This window comes from Streptomyces rapamycinicus NRRL 5491 (assembly GCF_024298965.1).
Classification (GTDB): Bacteria; Actinomycetota; Actinomycetes; order Streptomycetales; family Streptomycetaceae; genus Streptomyces; species Streptomyces rapamycinicus.
The window spans coordinates 4,469,137-4,489,592 of record NZ_CP085193.1 but is presented as its reverse complement, the minus strand read 5'-3'; the positions used below and the strand labels follow the sequence as shown (position 1 = coordinate 4,489,592).

General features: G+C 73.0%; 18 protein-coding genes. 10 read left to right on the top strand and 8 right to left on the bottom strand.

What is annotated here, in order from left to right; translation table 11 throughout:
* The first annotated feature begins 15 nt into the window (after window positions 1-15).
* The gene (locus tag LIV37_RS18325; protein WP_020868605.1) at window positions 16-621 is read left to right on the top strand and encodes a MarC family protein; all 606 of its coding nucleotides are present in this window, start codon (window positions 16-18) and stop codon (window positions 619-621) included.
* A gap of 73 nt (window positions 622-694) precedes the next feature.
* Here the strand turns inward: LIV37_RS18325 and LIV37_RS18320 are convergent, their stop codons facing one another.
* A complete protein-coding gene (locus tag LIV37_RS18320) occupies window positions 695-847 on the bottom strand; it encodes a hypothetical protein (RefSeq protein WP_020868604.1) in 153 nt (50 codons plus the stop codon).
* Between the two features lie 214 nt (window positions 848-1,061).
* On the opposite strand from LIV37_RS18320, the gene LIV37_RS18315 reads away from it, so the two are divergent.
* The gene (locus LIV37_RS18315; RefSeq protein WP_020868603.1) at window positions 1,062-1,991 is read left to right on the top strand and encodes an NYN domain-containing protein; all 930 of its coding nucleotides are present in this window, start codon (window positions 1,062-1,064) and stop codon (window positions 1,989-1,991) included.
* Between the two features lie 102 nt (window positions 1,992-2,093).
* On the opposite strand, the gene LIV37_RS18310 is transcribed toward LIV37_RS18315, so the two are convergent.
* Both LIV37_RS18310 and LIV37_RS18305 read right to left on the bottom strand, forming a co-directional pair.
* Window positions 2,094-2,960: an alpha/beta fold hydrolase gene (locus LIV37_RS18310; protein ID WP_020868602.1), complete on the bottom strand. Its 867-nt coding sequence runs from the start codon at window positions 2,958-2,960 to the stop codon at window positions 2,094-2,096.
* A gap of 124 nt (window positions 2,961-3,084) precedes the next feature.
* A complete protein-coding gene (locus LIV37_RS18305) occupies window positions 3,085-5,574 on the bottom strand; it encodes a DEAD/DEAH box helicase (RefSeq protein WP_121825389.1) in 2,490 nt (829 codons plus the stop codon).
* Between the two features lie 462 nt (window positions 5,575-6,036).
* On the opposite strand from LIV37_RS18305, the gene LIV37_RS18300 reads away from it, so the two are divergent.
* Window positions 6,037-6,837 carry a ferritin-like fold-containing protein gene (locus LIV37_RS18300; protein WP_020868600.1) on the top strand — a complete coding sequence of 267 codons (801 nt, stop codon included), beginning with the start codon at window positions 6,037-6,039 and terminating at the stop codon, window positions 6,835-6,837.
* Between the two features lie 184 nt (window positions 6,838-7,021).
* Here the strand turns inward: LIV37_RS18300 and LIV37_RS18295 are convergent, their stop codons facing one another.
* The 4 genes from LIV37_RS18295 to LIV37_RS18280 all read right to left on the bottom strand — a co-directional run bounded on the left by LIV37_RS18295 (window position 7,022) and on the right by LIV37_RS18280 (window position 8,961).
* Window positions 7,022-7,294, bottom strand: a complete 273-nt coding sequence (locus LIV37_RS18295; protein ID WP_020868599.1) for a hypothetical protein — start codon at window positions 7,292-7,294, stop codon at window positions 7,022-7,024.
* Between the two features lie 204 nt (window positions 7,295-7,498).
* Window positions 7,499-7,726: a DUF3107 domain-containing protein gene (locus LIV37_RS18290; protein WP_020868598.1), complete on the bottom strand. Its 228-nt coding sequence runs from the start codon at window positions 7,724-7,726 to the stop codon at window positions 7,499-7,501.
* Between the two features lie 225 nt (window positions 7,727-7,951).
* Window positions 7,952-8,593 carry a TetR/AcrR family transcriptional regulator gene (locus LIV37_RS18285; protein ID WP_044570254.1) on the bottom strand — a complete coding sequence of 214 codons (642 nt, stop codon included), beginning with the start codon at window positions 8,591-8,593 and terminating at the stop codon, window positions 7,952-7,954.
* Window positions 8,594-8,730: 137 nt separating this feature from the next.
* Window positions 8,731-8,961 (bottom strand): hypothetical protein, encoded by a 231-nt coding sequence (locus LIV37_RS18280; RefSeq protein ID WP_020868596.1) that lies wholly within the window; start codon window positions 8,959-8,961, stop codon window positions 8,731-8,733.
* Window positions 8,962-9,211: 250 nt separating this feature from the next.
* On the opposite strand from LIV37_RS18280, the gene LIV37_RS18275 reads away from it, so the two are divergent.
* The 7 genes from LIV37_RS18275 (at window position 9,212) to moeZ (ending at window position 18,673) form a co-directional block, all read left to right on the top strand.
* Window positions 9,212-10,246 carry an alpha/beta fold hydrolase gene (locus LIV37_RS18275; protein ID WP_121824793.1) on the top strand — a complete coding sequence of 345 codons (1,035 nt, stop codon included), beginning with the start codon at window positions 9,212-9,214 and terminating at the stop codon, window positions 10,244-10,246.
* Entirely contained in the window at window positions 10,170-11,867 is a 1,698-nt protein-coding gene (locus LIV37_RS18270) for a DUF3152 domain-containing protein (protein WP_121824794.1), read from the top strand. Before LIV37_RS18275 ends, LIV37_RS18270 begins: the two co-directional genes overlap by 77 nt.
* 202 nt (window positions 11,868-12,069) lie before the next feature.
* Window positions 12,070-13,962, top strand: a complete 1,893-nt coding sequence (locus tag LIV37_RS18265; protein WP_020868592.1) for a DUF3492 domain-containing protein — start codon at window positions 12,070-12,072, stop codon at window positions 13,960-13,962.
* Window positions 13,959-15,416 (top strand): hypothetical protein, encoded by a 1,458-nt coding sequence (locus tag LIV37_RS18260; protein ID WP_185057974.1) that lies wholly within the window; start codon window positions 13,959-13,961, stop codon window positions 15,414-15,416. Before LIV37_RS18265 ends, LIV37_RS18260 begins: the two co-directional genes overlap by 4 nt.
* 173 nt (window positions 15,417-15,589) lie before the next feature.
* On the top strand, window positions 15,590-16,654 hold the full coding sequence (locus tag LIV37_RS18255) for an SDR family oxidoreductase (protein ID WP_121824795.1): 1,065 nt from the start codon (window positions 15,590-15,592) through the stop codon (window positions 16,652-16,654).
* Window positions 16,642-17,409, top strand: a complete 768-nt coding sequence (locus LIV37_RS18250; RefSeq protein WP_020868590.1) for a spherulation-specific family 4 protein — start codon at window positions 16,642-16,644, stop codon at window positions 17,407-17,409. Before LIV37_RS18255 ends, LIV37_RS18250 begins: the two co-directional genes overlap by 13 nt.
* Before the next feature lie 85 nt (window positions 17,410-17,494).
* Complete coding sequence (moeZ, locus tag LIV37_RS18245; protein WP_020868589.1) at window positions 17,495-18,673, top strand: adenylyltransferase/sulfurtransferase MoeZ; 1,179 nt, start codon at window positions 17,495-17,497, stop codon at window positions 18,671-18,673.
* Window positions 18,674-18,775: 102 nt separating this feature from the next.
* Here moeZ and LIV37_RS18240 read toward each other — a convergent pair whose 3' ends face one another.
* On the bottom strand, window positions 18,776-20,380 hold the full coding sequence (locus tag LIV37_RS18240) for an alpha/beta hydrolase (RefSeq protein ID WP_020868587.1): 1,605 nt from the start codon (window positions 20,378-20,380) through the stop codon (window positions 18,776-18,778).
* Window positions 20,381-20,456: the final 76 nt, after the last annotated feature.

The window sequence follows — 20,456 nt, the reverse complement described above, 5'->3', positions numbered from 1 at the left end:
GCAAGGCCATTCACCGTGTTCGACTTCGCCGTCTTCGGCTCCCTCTTCCTCACCCTGTTCGTGATCATGGACCCGCCGGGCATCACGCCCATCTTCTTGGCACTGACCTCGGGCCGCCCCGCCAAGGTGCAGCGCAGGATGGCGGGCCAGGCGGCGGCCGTCGCCTTCGGCGTCATCGCCGTCTTCGGCATCGGGGGTCAGCAGATCCTCGACTATCTGCATGTCTCGGTCCCCGCGCTGATGATCGCGGGCGGGCTGCTGCTCCTGCTGATCGCGCTCGATCTGCTCACCGGCAAGAACGACGAGCCGACCCAGACCAAGGACGTCAACGTCGCGCTCGTCCCGCTCGGCATGCCGCTGCTGGCCGGGCCGGGCGCGATCGTCTCGGTGATCCTCGCCGTCCAGCACGCGAGTGGGGTCGGCGATCAGGTGGCGGTGTGGACCGCGATCGCGGCCATGCATGTCGTGCTGTGGGTCACCATGCGCTACTCGCTGCTGATCATCCGCGTGATCAAGGAGGGGGGAGTGGTGCTGGTCACCCGGCTGTCCGGCATGATGCTCTCCGCCATCGCGGTCCAGCAGATCATCAACGGCGTCATCCAGGTGGCCCACACCGCCTGACACGCGCGAGCGCCCCCGTACCGTCTGTACGGGGGCGCTCGGCGCTCTGTGCTGCTGGGAGGGCCTTACGGCACTACCGGGCGGCGGTGTCGGCTGGACGGATGTAGATGCGCTGGCCGATTGCGGCGGCCTGCTGCACGATCCGGTTGACGGAGGCGGCGTCTACGACGGTGCTCTCAATGGCGCTGCCATCGATGTCGTCAAGGCGCATGATCTCGAAGCGCAAGGCTTCTCCCTTCGTCTGATCCTCCTGAAGGAGAACTGATGTGTACGGAGTCGCGCAGCGTCGCTGCCGCGCCCTCCTGTACGTGTTCAACCAGAGGGTCCCCCGAAAACATTCCCTACGCTAATAAAATTTTTTCGCAGCCTAAGTATCCGCTGGTAGCCGGGGCGGGGTCCGGTTGTGCCCCCCACAGAGCCGCCCGGAGAATGAACCGCGTATGAGTGAGACCATGCCTCCGGGCCAACAAGACCTCGCCTCGATCGTCGCGGGCATCGAGCGCACGAACGAGCTGCTGCAGCGCGTACTCGCCGAGGTCGCGACCACGCCCTCGACTCACGCGATCTTCGTGGACGCGGGGTATGTCTATGCGGCCGCCGGGCGGCTGGTCGCGGGCACGGAGGACCGCCGGGCGTTCGAGCTGGACGCCGAGGGGCTCATCGAGGCGTTCATCGACAAGGCGCGCACGATCTTCCCGGACAGCAGGCTGCTGCGCGTCTACTGGTTCGACGGCGCCCGGCGCCGGATCCACACCCCGGAGCAGCAGGGCATCGCCGAGCTGCCCGACGTCAAGGTCCGGCTCGGCAACCTCAACGCCAACAACCAGCAGAAGGGCGTCGACTCGCTCATCCGCTCCGACCTGGAGTCCCTCGCCCGCCACCGCGCCATCGGCGACGCCGTGCTGATCGGCGGCGACGAGGACCTGGTCTCGGCCGTCGAGGCGGCCCAGGGCTACGGCGCACGCGTCCACCTCTGGGGCATCGAGGCCCTCGACGGGCGCAACCAGGCCGAGCCGCTGCTGTGGGAGGTCGACAGCCAGCGCACCTTCGACCTCGACTTCTGCAAGCCGTACGTCACCCGGCGCGCCACCGGCTACGAGCCGAACGGCGACGCGCCCCTGTGCGGGCCCGCCCCGACCCGGGACGAGGTGCGCTTCATCGGGGCGCAGATCGCCGCCCAGTGGCTGTCCTCACGCGGCCGTGAGACCCTCGCCGAGCTGCTGCCGGGCCATCCGTATCTGCCCGGCTCCGTGGACCAGGAGCTGCTGATCGACGCGGAGGGGCTGCTGCGGCTCTCGCTGCGTGCCCACGCCGATCTGCGGCGGGCCCTGCGGGACGGCTTCTGGGAGCATCTGCAGGCGCAGTACTGAGCCGGTCGGGGTTCTGGGTGGGCTTCGGGCGCAGCCGACGTCTCAGCGCGCAGCTGACATCTCAGTGCCAGCCGACGTCTCAGCCAGCCCATGTCTTAGTGCTCAGCCCACATCGCGCCAGAAGGAGATCAGGGCGTCGGCGGTGGGGTGGGCCCGCTCGGCGTTGGGGGAGTGCCCGGCCCCCTCGATCACGGTCCGGCGGGCGGCCAGCCGTCCGGCCATCTCGTCCATCAGCGGCACCGGCCAGGCGTAGTCCGCCTCGCCCGACAGCACATGGACGCGCAGCCGCAGCGCCGCCAGCTCATCGACCCGGTCCGGCTCGTCGGACAGCTGCCGCCCGGTGACGATCAGCTGCTCCGGGACGGTCCCCAGCCAGCGCCGGTGCAGGAACTCCGCCACCCCGGGCGGTGTCGACTCATCGGCGGCCTCGGGCGGATCAAGCTCGCGCATCGCCCGCCATACGGACTCCATGTCCATCACGGTCAGCGCGTCGATCAGCAGCTTGATCCGGGCGCGCTGCGGGGCGGAGATGGCCGCCGGGCCGGAACTCATGATCGTCAGCGAGGCGAACGCCCCCGGGTCGCGCAGTGCGGCGGCCCGCGCGATCAGCCCGCCGAGCGAATGCCCGAGCACATGGACGGGGTCCTCGGTCGCCGCGCTCAGGGCGGTGACCTGCGCGAGCAGATCCTGCGCCAGCTCGTCCAGGGCGTACGCGGCCTCCTTACGGGGGCCAGGGCTCTCGTGCTGCCCCCGGCCGTCGACGGCGACGGCCCGGAAACCGGCCGCGGCGAGCGGCTCCAGCAGCGCGATGAAGTCCTCCTTGCTCCCGGTGAACCCCGGGACCAGCAGGACGGTCCCGCGCGCCGCCGAAGCGGGCCGCGCGTCATGGGCGGCGAACTCGCCGCGCGCGGTCCGGAGGCGGTACGCGCGGGCGCTCGCGGGCAGTGTGAGAAAGGGCGGCCTGCTCATGGAACGAGGCTATACAGCCTGCGGGAAACGGCATATGCACGCCCAGGGGCCCGTGCCGCGGTGTCGCGGTACGGGCCCCTGGGCGTGTTGCTGTGGCGTGGCGCCATGGTGCCGTTGTGCCGGGTCAGCCCTCGACCGTGGCCTCGACGGTCTCGGCCGCCTTGGCACGCGTACGGCGCCGGGGCTTGGCGGGCGCGGCCTCGGCCTCGTCCGCCGCCGGTGCCGCCGTGGTGGCCTTGGCGCGCGTGCGGCGCCGCGGCTTGGCGGCCTCATCGCCGTCGGCGGCCTCGGTGGTGCCCTCGGCGCTCGCGACAGCGGCTTCCGCGGCCTTCGTCGCCTTGGCGCGGGTGCGCCGCGGCTTGGCGGGAGCCTCGGCGGCTTCCGCCTCCGGCTGCGCGTCGACGGTTTCGGCCTTGGCGGCGGCGCGGGTGCGGCGCCGGGGCTTGGCCTCCTCCGTCGTCCCTTCGGCCGTCTCCACGGCGGCCTCCGCCGCTTCGGTGGCCTTACGGGTGCGACGGCGCGGCTTGGCCGGGGCGTCGGCGGTCTCGGCGGCGTTCCCCGGGTCCGTCGCACCTTCGGCCGTCTCCACGGCGGCCTGGGCCGTCTCGGTGGCCTTACGGGTGCGGCGCCGGGGCTTGGCCTCCTCCGCCGTGCCCTCTGCCGTCTCCACGGCGGCCTCCGCCGCTTCGGTGGCCTTACGGGTGCGACGGCGCGGCTTGGCGGGAGACTCGGCGGACTCGGCGGTGTCCACCGATTCCGTCGTGCCCTCGGCCGCTTCCGCGGCGGTCTGGGCGGCCTCGGTGGCCTTGGCGCGCGTACGGCGCCGCGGCTTCGCGCCGTCTGCCTCGGTGGTGCCCTCGGCCGTCTCGATGGCCTCGGCGGCCTTGGCGCGGGTCCGGCGGCGCGGCTTCGCGGGGGCCTCCACGGCCTCCGGAACCTCCGCCGTCGTCACAGCCGTCGCTGCGGCCTCCGGAGCCTCCGCCGTCACTGCGGCCTCCGGAGCCTCGGCGGCGTGCCCGGACTCCTCCGTGGCGCCCTCGGTGCCCTCGGCCGTCTCGACAGCCGCTGTGGCCGCCTCGGTGGTCCTCGCGCCCCGCGTGCGGCGGCGGCGCGGCTTTGCGGCGGCCTCGGCGGGCTCCGCCTCCGGCTGGGCCGCCTCCGCCGTCTCGACGGCGGCCGTGGCCGCCTCGGAACCGGCCGTCGCCGTGCCGCCGCGCGTACGGCGACGTCGGCGGGGCCGACGGGGCTCGGTGGCGGACTCGGCGATGTCGGCGGCGGACTCGGCCGCCTCCGCGCTCCCCGGCGCGCCCGCGCCGTCCAGGCTCACACCGCCACGGGTGCGGCGCCGGTTCCGGCGGTTGCGCGCGGGGCGCTCCTCCGCGGGCGGGGCGGCGGCCCGGCGGCCTCGACCGCCACGGCCTCCGGTCTCGCCCAGGTCCTCGACCTCCTCGGCGGCGAGCCCGGCCCGGGTGCGCTCGGCACGCGGGAGAACACCGGTGATGCCCTGGGGGATGCTCAGCAGCTCGTAGAGGTGGTCGGAGGTGGAGTACGTCTCCTCCGGGTCGTTGAACGGCAGGTCCAGCGCCTTGTTGATCAGCTGCCAGCGCGGGATGTCGTCCCAGTCGACGAGCGTGATCGCGATGCCCGAGGCGCCCGCGCGACCCGTACGGCCGATGCGGTGCAGATAGGTCTTCTCGTCCTCGGGCGACTGGTAGTTGATCACATGCGTGACGCCCTCGACGTCGATGCCGCGCGCGGCGACGTCGGTGCACACCAGCACGTCGACCTTGCCGTTGCGGAAGGCGCGCAGCGCCTGCTCGCGCGCCCCCTGGCCGAGGTCGCCGTGGACCGCGCCGGAGGCGAAGCCACGGCGCGAGAGCTGATCGGCGATGTCGGCGGCGGTGCGCTTCGTACGGCAGAAGATCATCGCGAGGCCGCGGCCGTCGGCCTGGAGCACGCGCGCCACGACCTCCGGCTTGTCCATGGAGTGGGCGCGGAAGACGTGCTGGGTGGTGTTGGCGACGGTCTGGCCCTCGTCGTCCGGCGCGGTGGCACGGATGTGCGTGGGCTGCGACATGTAGCGCCGGGCCAGCGAGATGACCTGGCCCGGCATGGTGGCCGAGAAGAGCATCGTCTGGCGTTTGGCGGGCAGCAGCTGGATGATCTTCTCAACGTCGGGCAGGAAGCCCAGGTCGAGCATTTCGTCGGCCTCGTCCAGGACGAGCGCCTTGACGGCGGAGAGCCGCAGCTTCTTCTGGCCCGCCAGGTCCAGCAGCCGGCCCGGGGTGCCGACGACCACGTCGACGCCCTTCTTGAGGGCCTCGACCTGCGGTTCGTAGGCGCGGCCGCCGTAGATCGACAGCACGCGGACGTCGCGGACCTTACCGGCGGTCAGCAGGTCGTTGGTCACCTGCTGGCACAGCTCGCGGGTGGGGACGACCACGAGCGCCTGCGGAGCCTCGGTCAGCTGCTCGGGCTTGGCCCGGCCCGCCTCGACGTCCGCGGGGACGATGACGCGCTCCAGCAGGGGGAGGCCGAAGCCCAGCGTCTTGCCGGTGCCGGTCTTGGCCTGGCCGATGACGTCGGTGCCGGAGAGGGCGACCGGAAGCGTCATCTCCTGGATGGGGAACGGGGACGTGATGCCGACGGCTTCCAGGGCCTCGGCAGTCTCGGGGAGGATCCCGAGCTCTCGGAAGGTGGTCAGGATGCTTGCCTCTTCTGTGAGCGCGGCGGGAGGCGGCGAAGGGGGTCGCACGGCGCCCGGGTGCACCGGCCTTGGGGATGGCCGATTCGGCGCGGGACCACGGCCTTCGCTCGAGCGCACACGCCGCGAGCGGGTCCCTCCTGCCATGCGCACAGGTGATGTGCGCCGCGCGGAGGGCGGTCGGGTTTGGAGCCGATCGGGCCACCGACCGGGCATCCGCATTCGTGGAACAACCCGCCGATACTCGACGGGCGCATTTATCACTGTACCCCGTAAGCGCGCATCTGTGACCGGGCTGTCCGATGCGGGGCCTCCGTGGGCATGGCTGACCAGGGCCTTCCCCGGGGCACGGAGAGGGCTATTGTGCGCTCCATGGAGACGCCTGACACGCCTGAGACGCCCGCCGCGACCACCGGGGACCGCGCCGGGGACGACGCAGCTCCGGGGGAGGGCGGCGGGGAGAAGGCCCCGGAGCCCACCGGGATCGCCGCCCAGGACTGGGACACGGCGGCCGCCGAGCCGCAGTACCGGGCCGCCGTGGTGGATCTGCTCGGCGCCCTCGCGTACGGCGAGCTGGCCGCCTTCGAGCGGCTGGCGGAGGACGCGAAGCTGGCGCCCACCCTCGAGGAAAAGGCGGAGCTGGCGAAGATGGCGTCCGCCGAGTTCCACCACTTCGAGCGGCTTCGGGGGCGGCTCTCGGCGATCGGCGAGGAGCCGACGGAGGCGATGGAGCCGTTCGCGGCGGCGCTGGACGGGTTCCACCGTCAGACCGCGCCGTCCGACTGGCTGGAGGGCCTGGTCAAGGCGTATGTGGGCGACTCGATCGCCAGTGACTTCTATCGCGAGGTCGCGGCCCGGCTGGACTCCGACACCCGCGATCTGGTGCTCCAGGTGCTCGACGACACCGGCCACGCCTCGTTCGCGATCGAGAAGGTACGGGCCGCGATCGAGGCCGATCCGCGGGTCGGCGGGCGGCTGGCGCTGTGGGCGCGGCGGCTGATGGGCGAGGCGCTGTCGCAGGCCCAGCGGGTGGTCGCGGACCGCGACGCGCTCTCCACGATGCTGGTCGGCGGGCTGGCCGACGGCTTCGACCTGGCGGAGGTGGGCCGGATGTTCTCCCGGATCACCGAGGCCCACACCAAGCGGATGGCCGCCCTGGGGCTCTCCGCCTAGGTTCGAACGACTGGGAACGACCGGGGAACGGCTACGGAACGGGGGGCTCCGGCGGCTGATGCCGCTACGGAGCCCGGCCGGAAAGGGTCTGAGGGCTTGAGCTCACGGCCCCGCGTCCACGGGCCTGTGGCCTTACGCCGGGACCGAAGGCCCCACGGCCTTACGGACCGAAGGCCCCACGGCCTTACGCCGGGACCGAACGCCTACGGCGCGTCCTGGCCGGTCGGATGAGCAGCGACAGCAGCGCCGCCGCGAAGCCGAGCGCGACGATCAGCACGGCCGCCGTGTGCCCCGAGCCCAGCACCGTATGGGTCAGCAGAGCACCCAGAAGCGCGGCGGCGGGGCCGGTGGACAGGACGAGGGGCCGTGCGGGCAGCCTTCGGGGGAGCCGGTGGAGCGCCCCGTACGCGACGCCGAGACCGATCAGTACCGAGGCGAGCGCTTCCCAGAACAGCATTGGCGCGTCCTTCCCGTGAGCGGACCGGGACCGATACGTGATCACGAGTCGGTCACGCCCGTCCTACCCGTGCCCGACCGGAGGCAACCCTGTCCATGGGGGCGGTCTGTGGCGCATGTTGGGCCGGGGGCGTGCGTGCGAGCGCAAACACCGGCGGGGTCCGGTGGTCTCGTTCCACCCGACCCCGCCGCTGTGGGTGAATCCTCAGGCCGCGCCGAAACCGACCTTGCGGGCGGACGGCTCGCCGAGCTCGACGTAGGCGAGCCGGTCGGACGGAACCAGGACCTTGCGGCCGTGGGCGTCCTCCAGGGTCAGCACCTGAGCCTTGCCGCCGAGCGCCTCGGCCACCAGGCGCTCGACCTCCTCGGCAGACTGCCCGCTCTCCAAGGTGATCTCGCGGGGCGCGTGCTGCACGCCGATCTTGACCTCCACGGCCTTGTCCCTCCGACGGTCAACTGGGGTGGCGCGGCCATCCGCGCCGTACCCAGCACACACTAGCCGGGCCGGAACACCCGCCGGGGGCCGCGGGCGCACGCCGGCAGCGAACACGCCCGCCGCCGCGAACACGCCGCTTCGCGGCCGGGAACGGTCCCCGGCCGCTGAGCGGCCGCGCCCATCCGCCCCGCCGCGCTCAGCGGGTCCGCCCGGCGGTCCCGCTCAGTGGCCGCCCTCGGACCCGTGCAGCGGGAAGCCCGCGATACCCCGCCAGGCCAGCGAGGTGAGCAGCTGCACAGCGGTGTCCCGCGGCACGGCGCTCTCGCTGGAGAGCCAGTAGCGCGCGACCACCTGGGACACCCCGCCGAGGCCCACGGCCAGCAGCATCGACTCGTCCCGGGACAGCCCGGTGTCCTCGGCGATGACCTCGCAGATCGCCTCGGCGCACTGCAGCGAGACGCGGTCCACGCGCTCGCGCACCGCGGGCTCGTTGGTCAGATCGGACTCGAAGACGAGCCGGAAGGCGCCGCCTTCCTCCTCGACGTAGGCGAAGTACGCCTCCATGGTCGCCGCGACGCGCTGCTTGTTCTCGGTGGTCGAGGCGAGCGCGGTGCGCACCGCCTGGAGCAGGGCGTCGCAGTGCTGGTCGAGCAGGGCCAGATACAGCTCCAGCTTGCCCGGGAAGTGCTGGTACAGCACCGGCTTGCTGACCCCGGCGCGCTCGGCGATGTCGTCCATCGCGGCCGCGTGGTAGCCCTGCGCGACAAAGACCTCCTGAGCCGCCCCCAGCAGCTGATTACGTCGGGCTCGGCGCGGCAGGCGCGTACCCCGTGGGCGCGCCTCGGTCTGCTCGATGGCTGTCACGCCGCCTCCCAATGAATGATCCCTGTGCACGATGTCCATCGCGCCCGCCATCGTACTTTTGGGTAACAGTGCGGCGCGCTGTTCGTGCGGAGAATTTCATGTACCGGACTCTATGAAAAGCCCATAAATGACGCTGGTCACCGGTAGTCCTCCTCGTTCTCCTCGACGATCCGTGCCTGTTCCGCCCGGTCGGCCTCGTTGGCTTCCATGGACTCGTCGGCCCTGGGCCGTTCGTCGCGGCGGGAGATCACCTCGCGGTGCTGTTCGACGGCGTCCGCCTCGGGAGCCTCGACGTCGCGCACGGCGGTCTCGTCGGCGTTCTCCACGGAGTCCTCGAAGGTGTCGGGGTCGGTTGGGTCGATGGACATGTACTCCCCTTCCCTGTTCCCTGTGGCGGCTTCGCACCGGTGGTTCGCCAGTGGAGGGCGCCAGTGATGGGTTCCCACTTACGGCGGCTTTCCACCGACGGCTGCCCGGTGGCGGCCAACCGGTGGTGAGCCAGTGGCAAGGTGATCGCCCCTGTGACTTACGAGCCTAGGAGAGGTCACTTTCGGACGCTACGTGGTCTGTGAGCGTGAACACACGGTCACGCGCGTGATCGTCTCGTAACATTGCCGCATGTCTTCGACAGAGCCGCCGGAAGCCCGCATCGTCGCGGCGGTGCCGCCCGCGAGGCCCGTGCGGGTCGGAGCGGGGGAGAAGCTGCGGACCGCCGCCCTCCCGGGGCTCACGATGACCGTGCGCTGCCGTCCGCCGGCCGCCTCCGGGCTGCCGCCCGCGCTCTTCGTCCACGGCCTCGGCGGCTCCTCGCAGAACTGGTCCGCGCTCATGGAGCTGCTCGCCGACCGGGTGGAGGGCGAGGCGCTCGACCTCCCCGGCTTCGGCGACTCCCCGCCGCCGGACGACGGCAACTACTCGATAACCGGCCATGCCCGCGCCATGATCCGCTACCTCGACGCGCAGGCCCGCGGACCGGTCCATCTGGTCGGCAATTCGATGGGCGGCGCGATCGCCACCCGCGTCGCGGCGGTGCGGCCCGATCTGGTGCGCACCCTCACGCTCGTCTCGCCCGCGCTGCCCGAACTGCGCCCGCAGCGCACCGCGGTGCCGACCGGCCTGCTCGCGGTGCCCGGGGTGACCCGGCTGTTCACCCGCTTGACCAGGGACTGGGACGCGGAGCGGCGCACCCGCGAGGTGATGCTGCTCACCTTCGGCGATCCGTCCCTGGTCACCCGGGAGGCTTTCGGCCACGCGGTGGAGGAGTTCGAACGCCGGCTCACCCTCCCGTACTTCTGGGACGCGCTCACCCGCTCCGCACGCGGTGTCGTCGATTCGTACACCCTGGGCGGTCAGCACTCCCTGTGGCGTCAGGCCGAGCGGGTGCTCGCCCCGACACTGCTCGTCTACGGCGGCCGGGACCAGTTGGTGTCCGTAAGGATGGCGGATCGGGCCAACGCCACCTTCCGCGACTCGCGTCTGTTGACGCTGTTGGACGCCGGGCATGTCGCGATGATGGAGTATCCCGAGGCGGTGGCGCGCGGGATGCGCGAGCTGCTCGACGACGTTGATCAACGAGATGACCGGGAGAGCCGGGAGGCGCGGGGGGCCGTACCGGTGTCCGGCGCGGACGGGAGCGGTGCGGCGCGTGGGTAAACACAGCGCACGTGGCAGCCAGGAGGGCCGGGAACGCCGGTCCGCCGCGGCGGGCTCCGGCCAGGGGCAGGGCTCGGGCCCCGAGTTCGTCGAGTACAGCGCGTCCGGTGAGGCCTCCGCGGCCGACGGCGGCAGACCGGGGACCGGGCGCCGCCGGGCCGCCCCGGGGCCCGGCGCCCCGGATCCCGGGGTCACCCCGCCGCAGGGTGTGCCGAGACTGCCTTACGGAGCCGACGGGCCCGCGGCGCGCACCAGGGGCGGACATCCCGAGCAGCGCGAGGCGGGCGGCGGCTGGGGCGCGGTCGGCGGCCGCGGCGGCGGTCCGGGCGGGGTCAGAGGCCCTGGTGGGCCCGGCGGCCCTGGTGGTCGCGGTGGTCCTGGCGGACCCGGTGGACCCGGTGGCCCTGGTGGTCGTGGCGGTCCCGGTGGACCCGGTGGACCCGGTGGTCCCGGGTTCCGCGGCGGTCCCGGCGGTCAGCGGCCCCCTTACGGCATGCGCACCATGAACCCGCCGCAGCGCCCGACCACAGGCGGCACGGGGGGCGCGGCCGGTCTGATGCCCGGCCCGCGCAAGGAGTACATCGAGGCGTTCGACACCCCCGACGCCCTGGACTGCGACGGCGACGACGTCTTCGCCGCCGGTGCGCCGGGCGGCGTGCCCCCGCAGCGCCGTACGCAGCGGGCGGCCACCCCCTCCGGGGGGTTCGGCGGCGGCTCGGGCGGCGACGGCGGGAACGGGCCGGACGACGACGGGCAGGAGCTCCCGGGCAAGGGGGCGCGCGGCGTCACCAAGGGCGGTAAGGGGCGCACGTTCACCGGTGTCGCCGCCGCGGCCGTGACCACCGTGCTGGCCGTCGTGGTGGCCGGACAGGTCGCGAGCGGACCGCAGGGCGGCGGCGGTAAGACGCAGGCCCGGGGCGGTTCGGAGAGCGGCGACGACACCGCCTCCCGCGGCGGCCGCGGCTCCCACGCCGACGACGGCCGCGGTGCGGCCCGCTCGGCGAACTCGCCCGCCCCCGTCACCTATGACGAGAAGATGGCGGCCCTCTTTCCGCTTGACGCCAAGCTGCGCGGCTCCGGCGCCTTCCGGACCGTCGGCGGGCGTGACAAGGGGCCCGGCCGCGGCCAGGTGCTGCGCTACCGCGTCGATGTGGAGAAGGGACTGCCGCTCGACGGCGAGCTGTTCGCCGAGGCCGTGCACAAGACGCTGAACGACGACCGCAGTTGGGGGCATGGCGGCGTTCGCACCTTCGAGCGGGTCTCGTCCGGGCATGCGGACTTCGTGATCACCCTCGCGAGCCCCGGGACCACGGCGGCGTGGTGCGCCAAGTCCGGCCTGGACACCACCGAGGACAACGTCTCCTGCGACTCGGCGTCCACCGAGCGCGTCATGATCAACGCCTATCGGTGGGCGCAGGGCGCCAAGACCTTCGGCGACGACAAGGTGCACTCCTACCGCCAGATGCTCATCAACCACGAGGTGGGCCACCGTCTCGGCCACAACCACGAGATCTGCTCCAAGCAGGGCGCGCTCGCACCGGTGATGATGCAGCAGACCAAGTTCCTGTCGACGGACGGCGCCACCTGCCGCCCCAACGCCTGGCCGTTCCCCAAGGGCTGACGGGCCCGTACGGCCCATATAGCGCCTCGCAACGCCTGAATTCCCGATAGGTCACGTGCGTTCACCCCTTCCGGTGGTGCGACGGACAACCGTCCATCGCGCCATGGCCCTGCGCGCATAACGTGCTCCCGCTGCCTGACGGCGGCCGCCGCCGGTGACGACGGCAGACGAACGGCCCGTTTGGGAGATCGGGGGTGCGCTCATGCGCGTGGGACTGCTTACGGAGGGTGGCTATCCGTATGCGATCGGTGATGCGCGGGTGTGGTGCGACCGGCTGGTGCGCGGGCTCGCCCAGCATGAGTTCGAGGTGTACGCGCTCAGCCGCGACCCCGGCCAGGAGGGTGCGGGCTGGGGTGAGCTGCCGCGGCATGTCGGCCGGGTGTGCACGGCGCCGCTGTGGGGAGAGCCCGAGCCCCGGCGGGGCGGGTGGGGCGGCCGCCGGCAGCGGCGGCGGTTCGCCGAGCACTTCGGGGAACTGGCCGCGGCGATCAGCGCGCCTTACGGCTCCGGCGCGCCCTACGGCTCCGGTGTGCCCCATGGTCCTGATGCGTCCCATGGTTCGTGTGTGCCCCATGGCTCCGGTGCGCCCGGGTGCTCCACGGACCAGGCGGACCGTTTCGCCAATGGTCTCCACGGCCTCGCGGACCTGGCGGGGGAGTACGGCGGACTGTCCGCCGCGCTCCGCTCCGAGGACGCCGTAAGGACGCTGGAGCGGGCCTGCCGAACCCTCGGGGCGCCGCACGGCGCGCAGCGGGCGCGGGTCGCCGATCTGCTGACCGTCACCGAGGCCCTGGAGCGCGCACTGCGCCCGCTCTCGCTCGACTGGTACGGCGACGGGCCCGGTGGCGATCCGGGGCTGGCCGGGGTGGATCTGTGCCACGCCGCGACCGGCGGCGCGGCCGTGCTCCCCGGGTTGCTGGCCAAGCGCCGCTTCGGCACCCCGCTGCTGCTCACCGAGTACGGCGTACGGCTGCGCGAGTGCTATCTGGCGGGTGCGGCGGGTGGGGACGTTGGGGGCGGTGCCGAGAGCGGACGGCCGCTCTCCGGGCCCGTACGGTCCCTGCTGACCGCGTTCCACGGCCGGCTGGCCGCCGAGGCGTACGCGCGGGCGGATCTGATCACCCCCGGAAATACCCACACCCGCCGCTGGCAGGAACGGTGCGGCGCCGACCGGGAGCGGCTGCGCACCGTCTACCCGGGCATGGACGCCGCCCGGTTCGCGGAGGTCGGCGAGCAGGACGCGGCCCCCTCAGAAGGCGACGACCGGACGCTGGTGTGGGTGGGCCGGATCGAGCCCCCCAAGGACGTCATCGCCCTGCTGCACGCCTTCGCGGAGGTGCGCCGGTGGCAGCCGGACGCCCGGCTGAGGATCATCGAGACCCGGCGCGGCGAGGACCCGGGGCCGGACGGCTATCCGGCCCACTGCCGGGCGCTGGCCGACCACCTCTTCCCCGACGAGGCGGCGGACGCCCACTCCGCCGGTGACAACCCCGTCTCCTTCGAGCGGCTCGGCGACCCCGAGGTGCCGACCCTGGCCGATGCCTATGGGGCGGGCGGCGTCGTGGTGCTGTCCAGCGTGGTCGAGGGCTTTCCGGTCGGGCTGGTCGAGGCGATGTTCTGCGGACGGGCCACGGTGTCCACGGACGTGGGCGCGGTGTGCGAGGTCATCGGCGGGACCGGCCTTGTGGTCCCCCCGCGCAATCCCCGGGCGCTCGCGGACGCGTGCCTGGCGCTGCTGAGCGACGCCGAGCGCTGTGCGCGCCTGGGCGCCGCCGCGCGTGCCCGTGCGCTGGAGCTGTTCACCGTCGAGCAGAACGTCGCGGCGTTCCGGGGGATCTATCTGGAGCTGATGTCGCACTGCCCGGTGCCGCGCGAGGAGGTCGGCGAGAGCGGCGGGCCGCTGCCGTTCGCCCGCCCCGCCGAGGCCCATGTGCCGGGGCGCTGGACCGCGGGCCGCGACGGTGACGGCTCCGGGCACCGGCCGCCCGGCCCGGCCGCCTCCCGCCCCGCCCCGGAGCACACCCCCACCTGGGCCGGTGCACCGCCACGCGAGCCGCTGGGCGTGGGCCCGCGCCCGTCCGAGGAGGGCGCATGACCACGCCCTCCCGGCGGAACGGCCCGTTCGATCCGGCCTCCTCGGACCGAGGCTTCGCCTCTGATCGCGGTCTTGCCCCCGATCGCGGCCCTGCCCCGGACCGCGGCCCTGCCCCCGATCGCGGCCTCGCTTCCGATCGCGCCCCCACCTCCGATCGCGGCCTCGCCGCGCTGTCCGGGCCCGCCCGGGTGCCGGTCTCCCGGGTGCCGGTCTCCCGGCGGCCGGACGAGGCGTCCGCGCGCACCGGCGCCGGGAAGGGGCAGGGGAAGGGGCGGCGCGGGCCCGCCGATCCGGTGCGGGCGCTGATGCACCGCCACCACGACCTGTGCGCCCGCGCCGTCGATCCGCTGGAGATCGCCGCCGGGCTGGAGGCCCACGGTGTGACGGATCGCACCGCCGCGCGCTTCCGGCACCGCGATGTCTTCTCGCTCGCCGAGGAGCTGTACGCCCGGGTGCCGCGCGCCGAGGAGCCCGCGCCCCCGGACGCCCCCGCGCCGGGGCGCGCGCCGGCCGCGCGGATCACGCTCGCGGCGCGGTGGCTGCTGCCGGGCGCCCTGTGCGCGGCGACCGCCTCCGCCGCCTTCCGCGTCGATGCCATCCGTGATGCCATCCGTAAGGACACCACCGTCGGCCTCGCCCTGGGTGTGGGCGGCGCCGTCCTGACGCTCATCGCCCTGTGGCTGTGTCTGCGCCGTGGTCCCCTGCGCGTCCGTGGGAGCGGGCGCGGGGGCCGTATGGCGCACGCCTTCGGCACCGGGTGGCTGCTCGGGTACGCCGCCGCCGGGGACTGGCTGCTCACCGGGCTCCTCGACGGCCGCCGCCCTTACGACGCGGCGCCGGCGGCCGAGGCCGCCGTCCTCTTCGCCCTGGCCGCCGCGCCCGCCGCGTGGTGCGCCCGCTGGTTCGCCGTCAGGGCGCGCCGCAGGCTGGCGGTCAGCCGTGGTCTGGGGGAGTTCGCGGCCGGGGTGCGCCCGCTGTTCGCGGGCGTGGTGACGGCCTTCCTCTGCGCTCTGGCGGCCCTGGTGCTCGCGGCCCGGCTCACGGTGCCCGGATCGCCTCCCGCCGCCGCGCCCCTCTCGACGGCCGAGGCCGCCGTCGTGGCGCTCTGCGGGCTGCTGTTCCTCGCCCGGCTGCTCGCCGTCCACGGCTTCCGGAGGGCCGCGCTCAGCGGCGTCGCCGTGGCCTGTGCGGTCCAGGCCGCGGCCCTGGCGACGGCGGCGGCCGCCCGGCTGCCGGGTGCCGCGCCGTTCGGGGAGCCCGTGGCACGGCTGACCGCCGTCCAGGACGCGGCCGCCGTCCCCGCGGCCGCCTGCGGCGCCGCCGCGCTCGCCCTGCTGATCCGCGCGTTCGGCGTCCTGTGCCGGGCTTCCGCCCACGGCGACCCCGGCGCGCGTACCGCCCGGGGCGCCTGTGACACCCGTACGACCGGCACCGCCCCGGACCGCGCCCCATAAGGCGTCCACCGCGCCCATAAGGCGTCCACCGCGCCCGTAAGGGGCCCACCGCGCCCGTAAGGCGCCCACCGAACCCGCCCCCCCCCGTCCTTCCCCCCCTCAATGAGTCCGAGGAGCAACCACATGAGCTGCGACATGACCGATCAGCGCGCCGGTACGGGGAGGCGCGACCGATGAGAGTCCTGTTGCTCGGGTCCGGCGGATTCCTCGGCCGCTATGTGGCCGAACACCTGCTCGCCGACCCCGCCGTCCAGCTCACCGCGCTCGGCCGCGGCGACGACGCCGATGTGCGGTTCGACCTGTCCAACGGCAGCCCGGGCGCACTCACCCGCTTCCTCAACGCGGTCCACCCCGGCGTGGTGATCAACTGCGCCGGGGCGACCCGTGGCGGGGCGCGCGAGCTCACCCGGCACAACACCGTCGCCGTGGCCACCGTCGGCGAGTCGCTGCGCCGCAGCGGCTGCGGCGCCCGCCTCGTCCAGATCGGCTGCTCCTCCGAGTACGGGCCCTCGCAGCCCGGATCGTCGACCGCCGAGGACGCCGTGCCGCGCCCCGGCGGCCCGTACGGCGTGAGCAAGCTCGCCGCGACCGAGCTGGTGCTGGGCTCCGGGCTGGACGCGGTGGTGCTGCGGGTCTTCTCGCCCGTGGGCCCCGGCACCCCGGCCGGGTCGCCGCTGGGGCGGCTCGCGGAGGCGATGCGGCGCGCGATGCAGTCCGGGGAGAGCGAGCTCAAACTGAGCGGCCTGGGCGTGCAGCGCGACTTCGTGGACGTACGGGACGTGGCACGGGCGGTCCACGCGGCCTCGCTGTCGGCCGCGCAGGGCGTGGTCAACATCGGCAGCGGGCGCGCCGTGAGGATGCGCGAGGCGGCCTCCGTGCTCGCCAGGGTGGCGGGCTTCGGCGGCGCCCTGCACGAGATCGACAGCCCGCCGGGGCGCGGGGGACCGCATCACGTCCCGGCCGCCGCGGCCCACGTCCCGGCGCCCGCCCACCCCCATGGCGCGGCCCACGGCCACGCCACCGCCCACGGTCACGCGCCCTCCCACCCCCAGGTGGCGGGCGAGCACGGCGGCGGCCCGGCGGGTGTCGGCGGCGCCACCTACCCCTACCCGGACGGCTGCGGCAGCTGGCAGCAGGCCGATGTGCGCACCGCCCGCGACCGGCTCGGCTGGCGCTCCAGGATCCCGCTGGAGGAGTCGCTCGCCGACATCTGGATGGAGGCGGCATGTCGCATCTGATCCCCGCGGACCCCGGGCACGAGGTCCCGGTCACCGCCGCCAGGCTGGGCTTCGGAGTGCCCGGCTACGCCCACCCCCTGGTGGCGCCCACCGAGTGGGCCGAGCTCACCCGCCCCGGCGCGCCCCTGCACTGGGCGGTCCTCAATGTCGCCCGCGGCCCCGGCGCGCGCCGGGATCCGCACTGCCTCACGGCGGCGGCCCGGCTGCGCGCCACGGGCGTACGGGTGCTGGGCCATCTCGACCTGCGGTGCGGCACCCGCCCCTTCGGCGAGGTGATCAGTGACGCGAACCACTTCCTGGACTGGTACCAGGTCGACGGCTTCTGTCTGGAGCGCTGCCCGGTGGACCGCCCCGGACTGCCGGAGGTCCGCCGTACGGCGGCCACGCTGCGCGCGCTGCTGGGCGGGGCCTATCTGGTGCTCGGCCAGGGCATCCATCCGCATGAGGGCTATATGGAGCTCGCCGACCAGCTGGTGACCTTCCGGGGCTCGTGGCCCGACTACCGTTGGTCCCAGGTGGCCGAGTGGACCGCGGAGTATCCGCCCGAACGGTTCTGCCACCAGGTGCACGGCGTCCCCCGCCGGCATCTCGAGGAAGCGCTGAGGATCGCCCGCTGGCAGGGTGCGGGCACGATCTACTTCACCGACCGTACGGCCCACCCCGAGGGGCGGACCTGCACCGATTCCCCGTGGACGGCCCTGCCCGGCTACTGGGACGAAATCGTCTCGCGACTCGGACCACGTGTCATGGAATGAGATGGGGCGTGGCAGTGTTACGAGAAGAAAACCACCCCGCTCACGCGGGGGTGAACCGTCTGCTCCCTCCCCTTACGGAGTCCCCGTGTCGCTGCCACCCCTGGTCGAGCCGGCTCCCGAGCTCACCGTCGACGAGGTCCGCAGGTACTCGCGCCATCTGATCATCCCCGATGTCGGGATGGACGGGCAGAAGCGGCTGAAGAACGCCAAGGTGCTCTGTGTGGGCGCGGGCGGCCTCGGCTCCCCGGCCCTGATGTACCTCGCCGCGGCCGGCGTGGGCACCCTCGGCATCGTGGAGTTCGACGAGGTCGACGAGTCCAACCTGCAGCGCCAGGTCATCCACAGCCAGGCAGACATCGGCCGGTCCAAGGCGGAGTCCGCCCGTGACACGGTCCTCGGCATCAACCCGTACGTGAACGTCGTGCTGCACGAGGGCCGCCTCGAGGCGGACAACGTCATGGAGATCTTCTCCGAGTACGACCTGATCGTGGACGGCACCGACAACTTCGCCACCCGCTATCTGGTCAACGACGCGTGCGTGCTGCTGAACAAGCCGTACGTGTGGGGTTCGATCTACCGCTTCGACGGCCAGGCGTCGGTCTTCTGGTCCGAGCACGGCCCCTGCTACCGCTGCCTGTACCCGGAGCCCCCGCCGCCCGGCATGGTCCCGTCCTGCGCCGAGGGCGGCGTGCTGGGCGTGCTGTGCGCCTCCATCGGCTCCATCCAGGTCACCGAGGCCATCAAGGTGCTCACCGGCACCGGGGACCCGCTGGTCGGCCGTCTGATGATCTACGACGCCCTGGAGATGACCTACCGCCAGGTCAAGGTCCGCAAGGACCCGGACTGCGCGGTCTGCGGCCCGAACCCGACCGTCACCGAGCTGATCGACTACGAGGCGTTCTGCGGTGTGGTGTCGGACGAGGCCCAGGAGGCGGCGGCCGGTTCGACGATCACTCCCAAGCAGCTCAAGGAGTGGATCGACGACGGCGAGAACATCGACATCATCGACGTCCGGGAGCCCAACGAGTACGAGATCGTCTCGATCCCCGGCGCCCGGCTGATCCCGAAGGACGGGTTCCTGATGGGCGGCGCCCTCCAGGACCTTCCGCAGGACAAGAAGATCGTCTTGCACTGCAAGACGGGTGTCCGGTCCGCGGAAGTCCTGGCCGTCCTGAAGTCCGCGGGCTTCTCCGACGCCGTCCACGTGGGCGGCGGCGTGATCGGCTGGGTCAACCAGATCGAGCCCGACAAGCCGGTCTACTGATCCCCGGTACGCACCGTCCGTAAGGGGGCCGGACCGCCGCGCCGACGGCGATCCGGCCCCCTTACGGCTGTCGTCGGCCCCCTTACGGCTGCCGCGAGAGCGTCAGCGGCACGTCTTGCCGCCCGCGGGCACCTTCCCGTCCAGCAGATAGGCGTTCACGGTCTTCGTCATACAGGCGTTGCCGCTGTTGTACGCGCCATGGCCCTGCCCCTTGTAGGTGACCTCGACGCCCACGCCCTTGCCCAGCTCCTGGACCATCTTCCGGGCCCCCTCGTACGGGGTGGCCGGGTCGCCGGTGTTGCCGACCACGAGGACCGGCGCCGAGCCCTGGGCGCTGACATCAGGGGTGTCCGTGGTGCCGTCCACGGGCCAGCCGGTACAGCCGAGCATGCCCCAGGCCAGGTACTCGCCGAAGACCGGTGACGCCTTGCGGAAGCGCGGCAGCTGCGCCTTCACATCGGTCACCGTGTAACGCTGCCTGTCGTCCACGCAGTTGATGGCCGCGTTGGCGGTGTTGATGTTGCTGTAGTGGCCGTTCTCGTCGCGGCCGGACATCGAATCGGCCATCGCGAGCAGCATGTTGCCCTCCTCGAGCTGCATCGCCTCCTGCAGCCCGAGGGTCAGGTACTTCCAGCTCTCCTTGTCGTAGAGCGCGGCGGCGATACCGCTCAGCGCCCCGTCCTGGGTGAGCTTGCGGCCGCTCTCGGTGGACAGCGGCTTCTTGTCGAGCTTCTTCAGGAAGGCCACGATCCGGTCGGCGCCCGCCGCCGGGTCGCCGCCGGTCGGGCAGGCCGTGCCCTTCTTGGCGCAGTCCTCGAGGTAGTTGTCGAGCGCGAGCTGGAACCCCTTCGCCTGGCCGAGAGAGCCCTGCTCGGGGTCCTCGGTGGGGTCGACCACGGCGTCCAGAACCGCGCGTCCCACCCGCTTCGGGTACAGATGAGCGTAGACGCCGCCGAGTTCGGTGCCGTAGGAGATGCCGAAGTACGACAGCTTGTCGTCGCCCAGCACCTGCCGCATGAGGTCCATGTCACGGGCGGCGCTCACGGTGTCCACATGGCCGAGCACCTTGCCGGAACGCTTCTCGCAGCCCTCGATGAACGCCTTGGCGTCCGCCATCGCGGTCTTGATCTCGGCGTCGTCGTCCGGCGTGCTGTCCACGGCGTCCGAGGCGTCGATCTCCTGGTCGCTCTGGCACCGCACCCCGGCGCTCTCGCCGACCCCGCGCGGATCGAAGCTCACCAGGTCATAGCGTGAGCGCAGAGTGTCGTAGGCGGCGGCGAAACCGGGGAGCGAGGAGACACCGGAGCCGCCGGGTCCGCCGAAGTTGAACACCAGGGAGCCGATGCGCTTGTCCGATCCGGTGGCCTTGGCGCGGATCATGGCCAGATCGATCGTTTCGCCTCTGGGCTTCGCGTAGTCCAGCGGCACCTTCAGAGTGGCGCATTCCCACTCGCTTCCCGGCTTCTCACCGGTGCCCTGCATCGCGGTCGGGGCCTGGCAGGACGACCAGTTGAGCTTCTGACCGGTGAGCGAGCCCGGCAGCCCGGAATCCGAAGGCGCGGCCGGGGCCGACGCCGAGGGCTCGGACGACGCCTTGCCCTGCTCGTTTCCCCCGTCGTCATCGCAGCCCGCGACGGTGAGGAGGGTGACCATGGCGGTCATGGAGACCAGCGCCCTGGTCCGTATGGTGCGTGGGGAACTCGGCATATCCGGAGATCCTATGAGGAGGCGGGGGCGGAATCGTCCGCAACTCTTCTCAAAGCCGTCACGGTTCGCGCGGCGT

What these genes read in the sequence shown, in the direction of transcription:
- LIV37_RS18255 (WP_121824795.1), top strand. Translation starts at nt 15,590, where the DNA reads ATGAGAGTCCTGTTGCTCGGGTCCGGCGGATTCCTCGGCCGCTATGTG.
- LIV37_RS18315 (WP_020868603.1), top strand. Translation starts at nt 1,062, where the DNA reads ATGAGTGAGACCATGCCTCCGGGCCAACAAGACCTCGCCTCGATCGTC.
- LIV37_RS18300 (WP_020868600.1), top strand. Translation starts at nt 6,037, where the DNA reads ATGGAGACGCCTGACACGCCTGAGACGCCCGCCGCGACCACCGGGGAC.
- LIV37_RS18310 (WP_020868602.1), bottom strand. Translation starts at nt 2,960, where the DNA reads ATGAGCAGGCCGCCCTTTCTCACACTGCCCGCGAGCGCCCGCGCGTAC.
- LIV37_RS18295 (WP_020868599.1), bottom strand. Translation starts at nt 7,294, where the DNA reads ATGCTGTTCTGGGAAGCGCTCGCCTCGGTACTGATCGGTCTCGGCGTC.
- LIV37_RS18250 (WP_020868590.1), top strand. Translation starts at nt 16,642, where the DNA reads ATGTCGCATCTGATCCCCGCGGACCCCGGGCACGAGGTCCCGGTCACC.
- LIV37_RS18275 (WP_121824793.1), top strand. Translation starts at nt 9,212, where the DNA reads ATGTCTTCGACAGAGCCGCCGGAAGCCCGCATCGTCGCGGCGGTGCCG.
- LIV37_RS18270 (WP_121824794.1), top strand. Translation starts at nt 10,170, where the DNA reads ATGACCGGGAGAGCCGGGAGGCGCGGGGGGCCGTACCGGTGTCCGGCG.
- LIV37_RS18280 (WP_020868596.1), bottom strand. Translation starts at nt 8,961, where the DNA reads ATGTCCATCGACCCAACCGACCCCGACACCTTCGAGGACTCCGTGGAG.
- LIV37_RS18305 (WP_121825389.1), bottom strand. Translation starts at nt 5,574, where the DNA reads ATGACGCTTCCGGTCGCCCTCTCCGGCACCGACGTCATCGGCCAGGCC.
- LIV37_RS18240 (WP_020868587.1), bottom strand. Translation starts at nt 20,380, where the DNA reads ATGCCGAGTTCCCCACGCACCATACGGACCAGGGCGCTGGTCTCCATG.
- LIV37_RS18265 (WP_020868592.1), top strand. Translation starts at nt 12,070, where the DNA reads ATGCGCGTGGGACTGCTTACGGAGGGTGGCTATCCGTATGCGATCGGT.
- LIV37_RS18260 (WP_185057974.1), top strand. Translation starts at nt 13,959, where the DNA reads ATGACCACGCCCTCCCGGCGGAACGGCCCGTTCGATCCGGCCTCCTCG.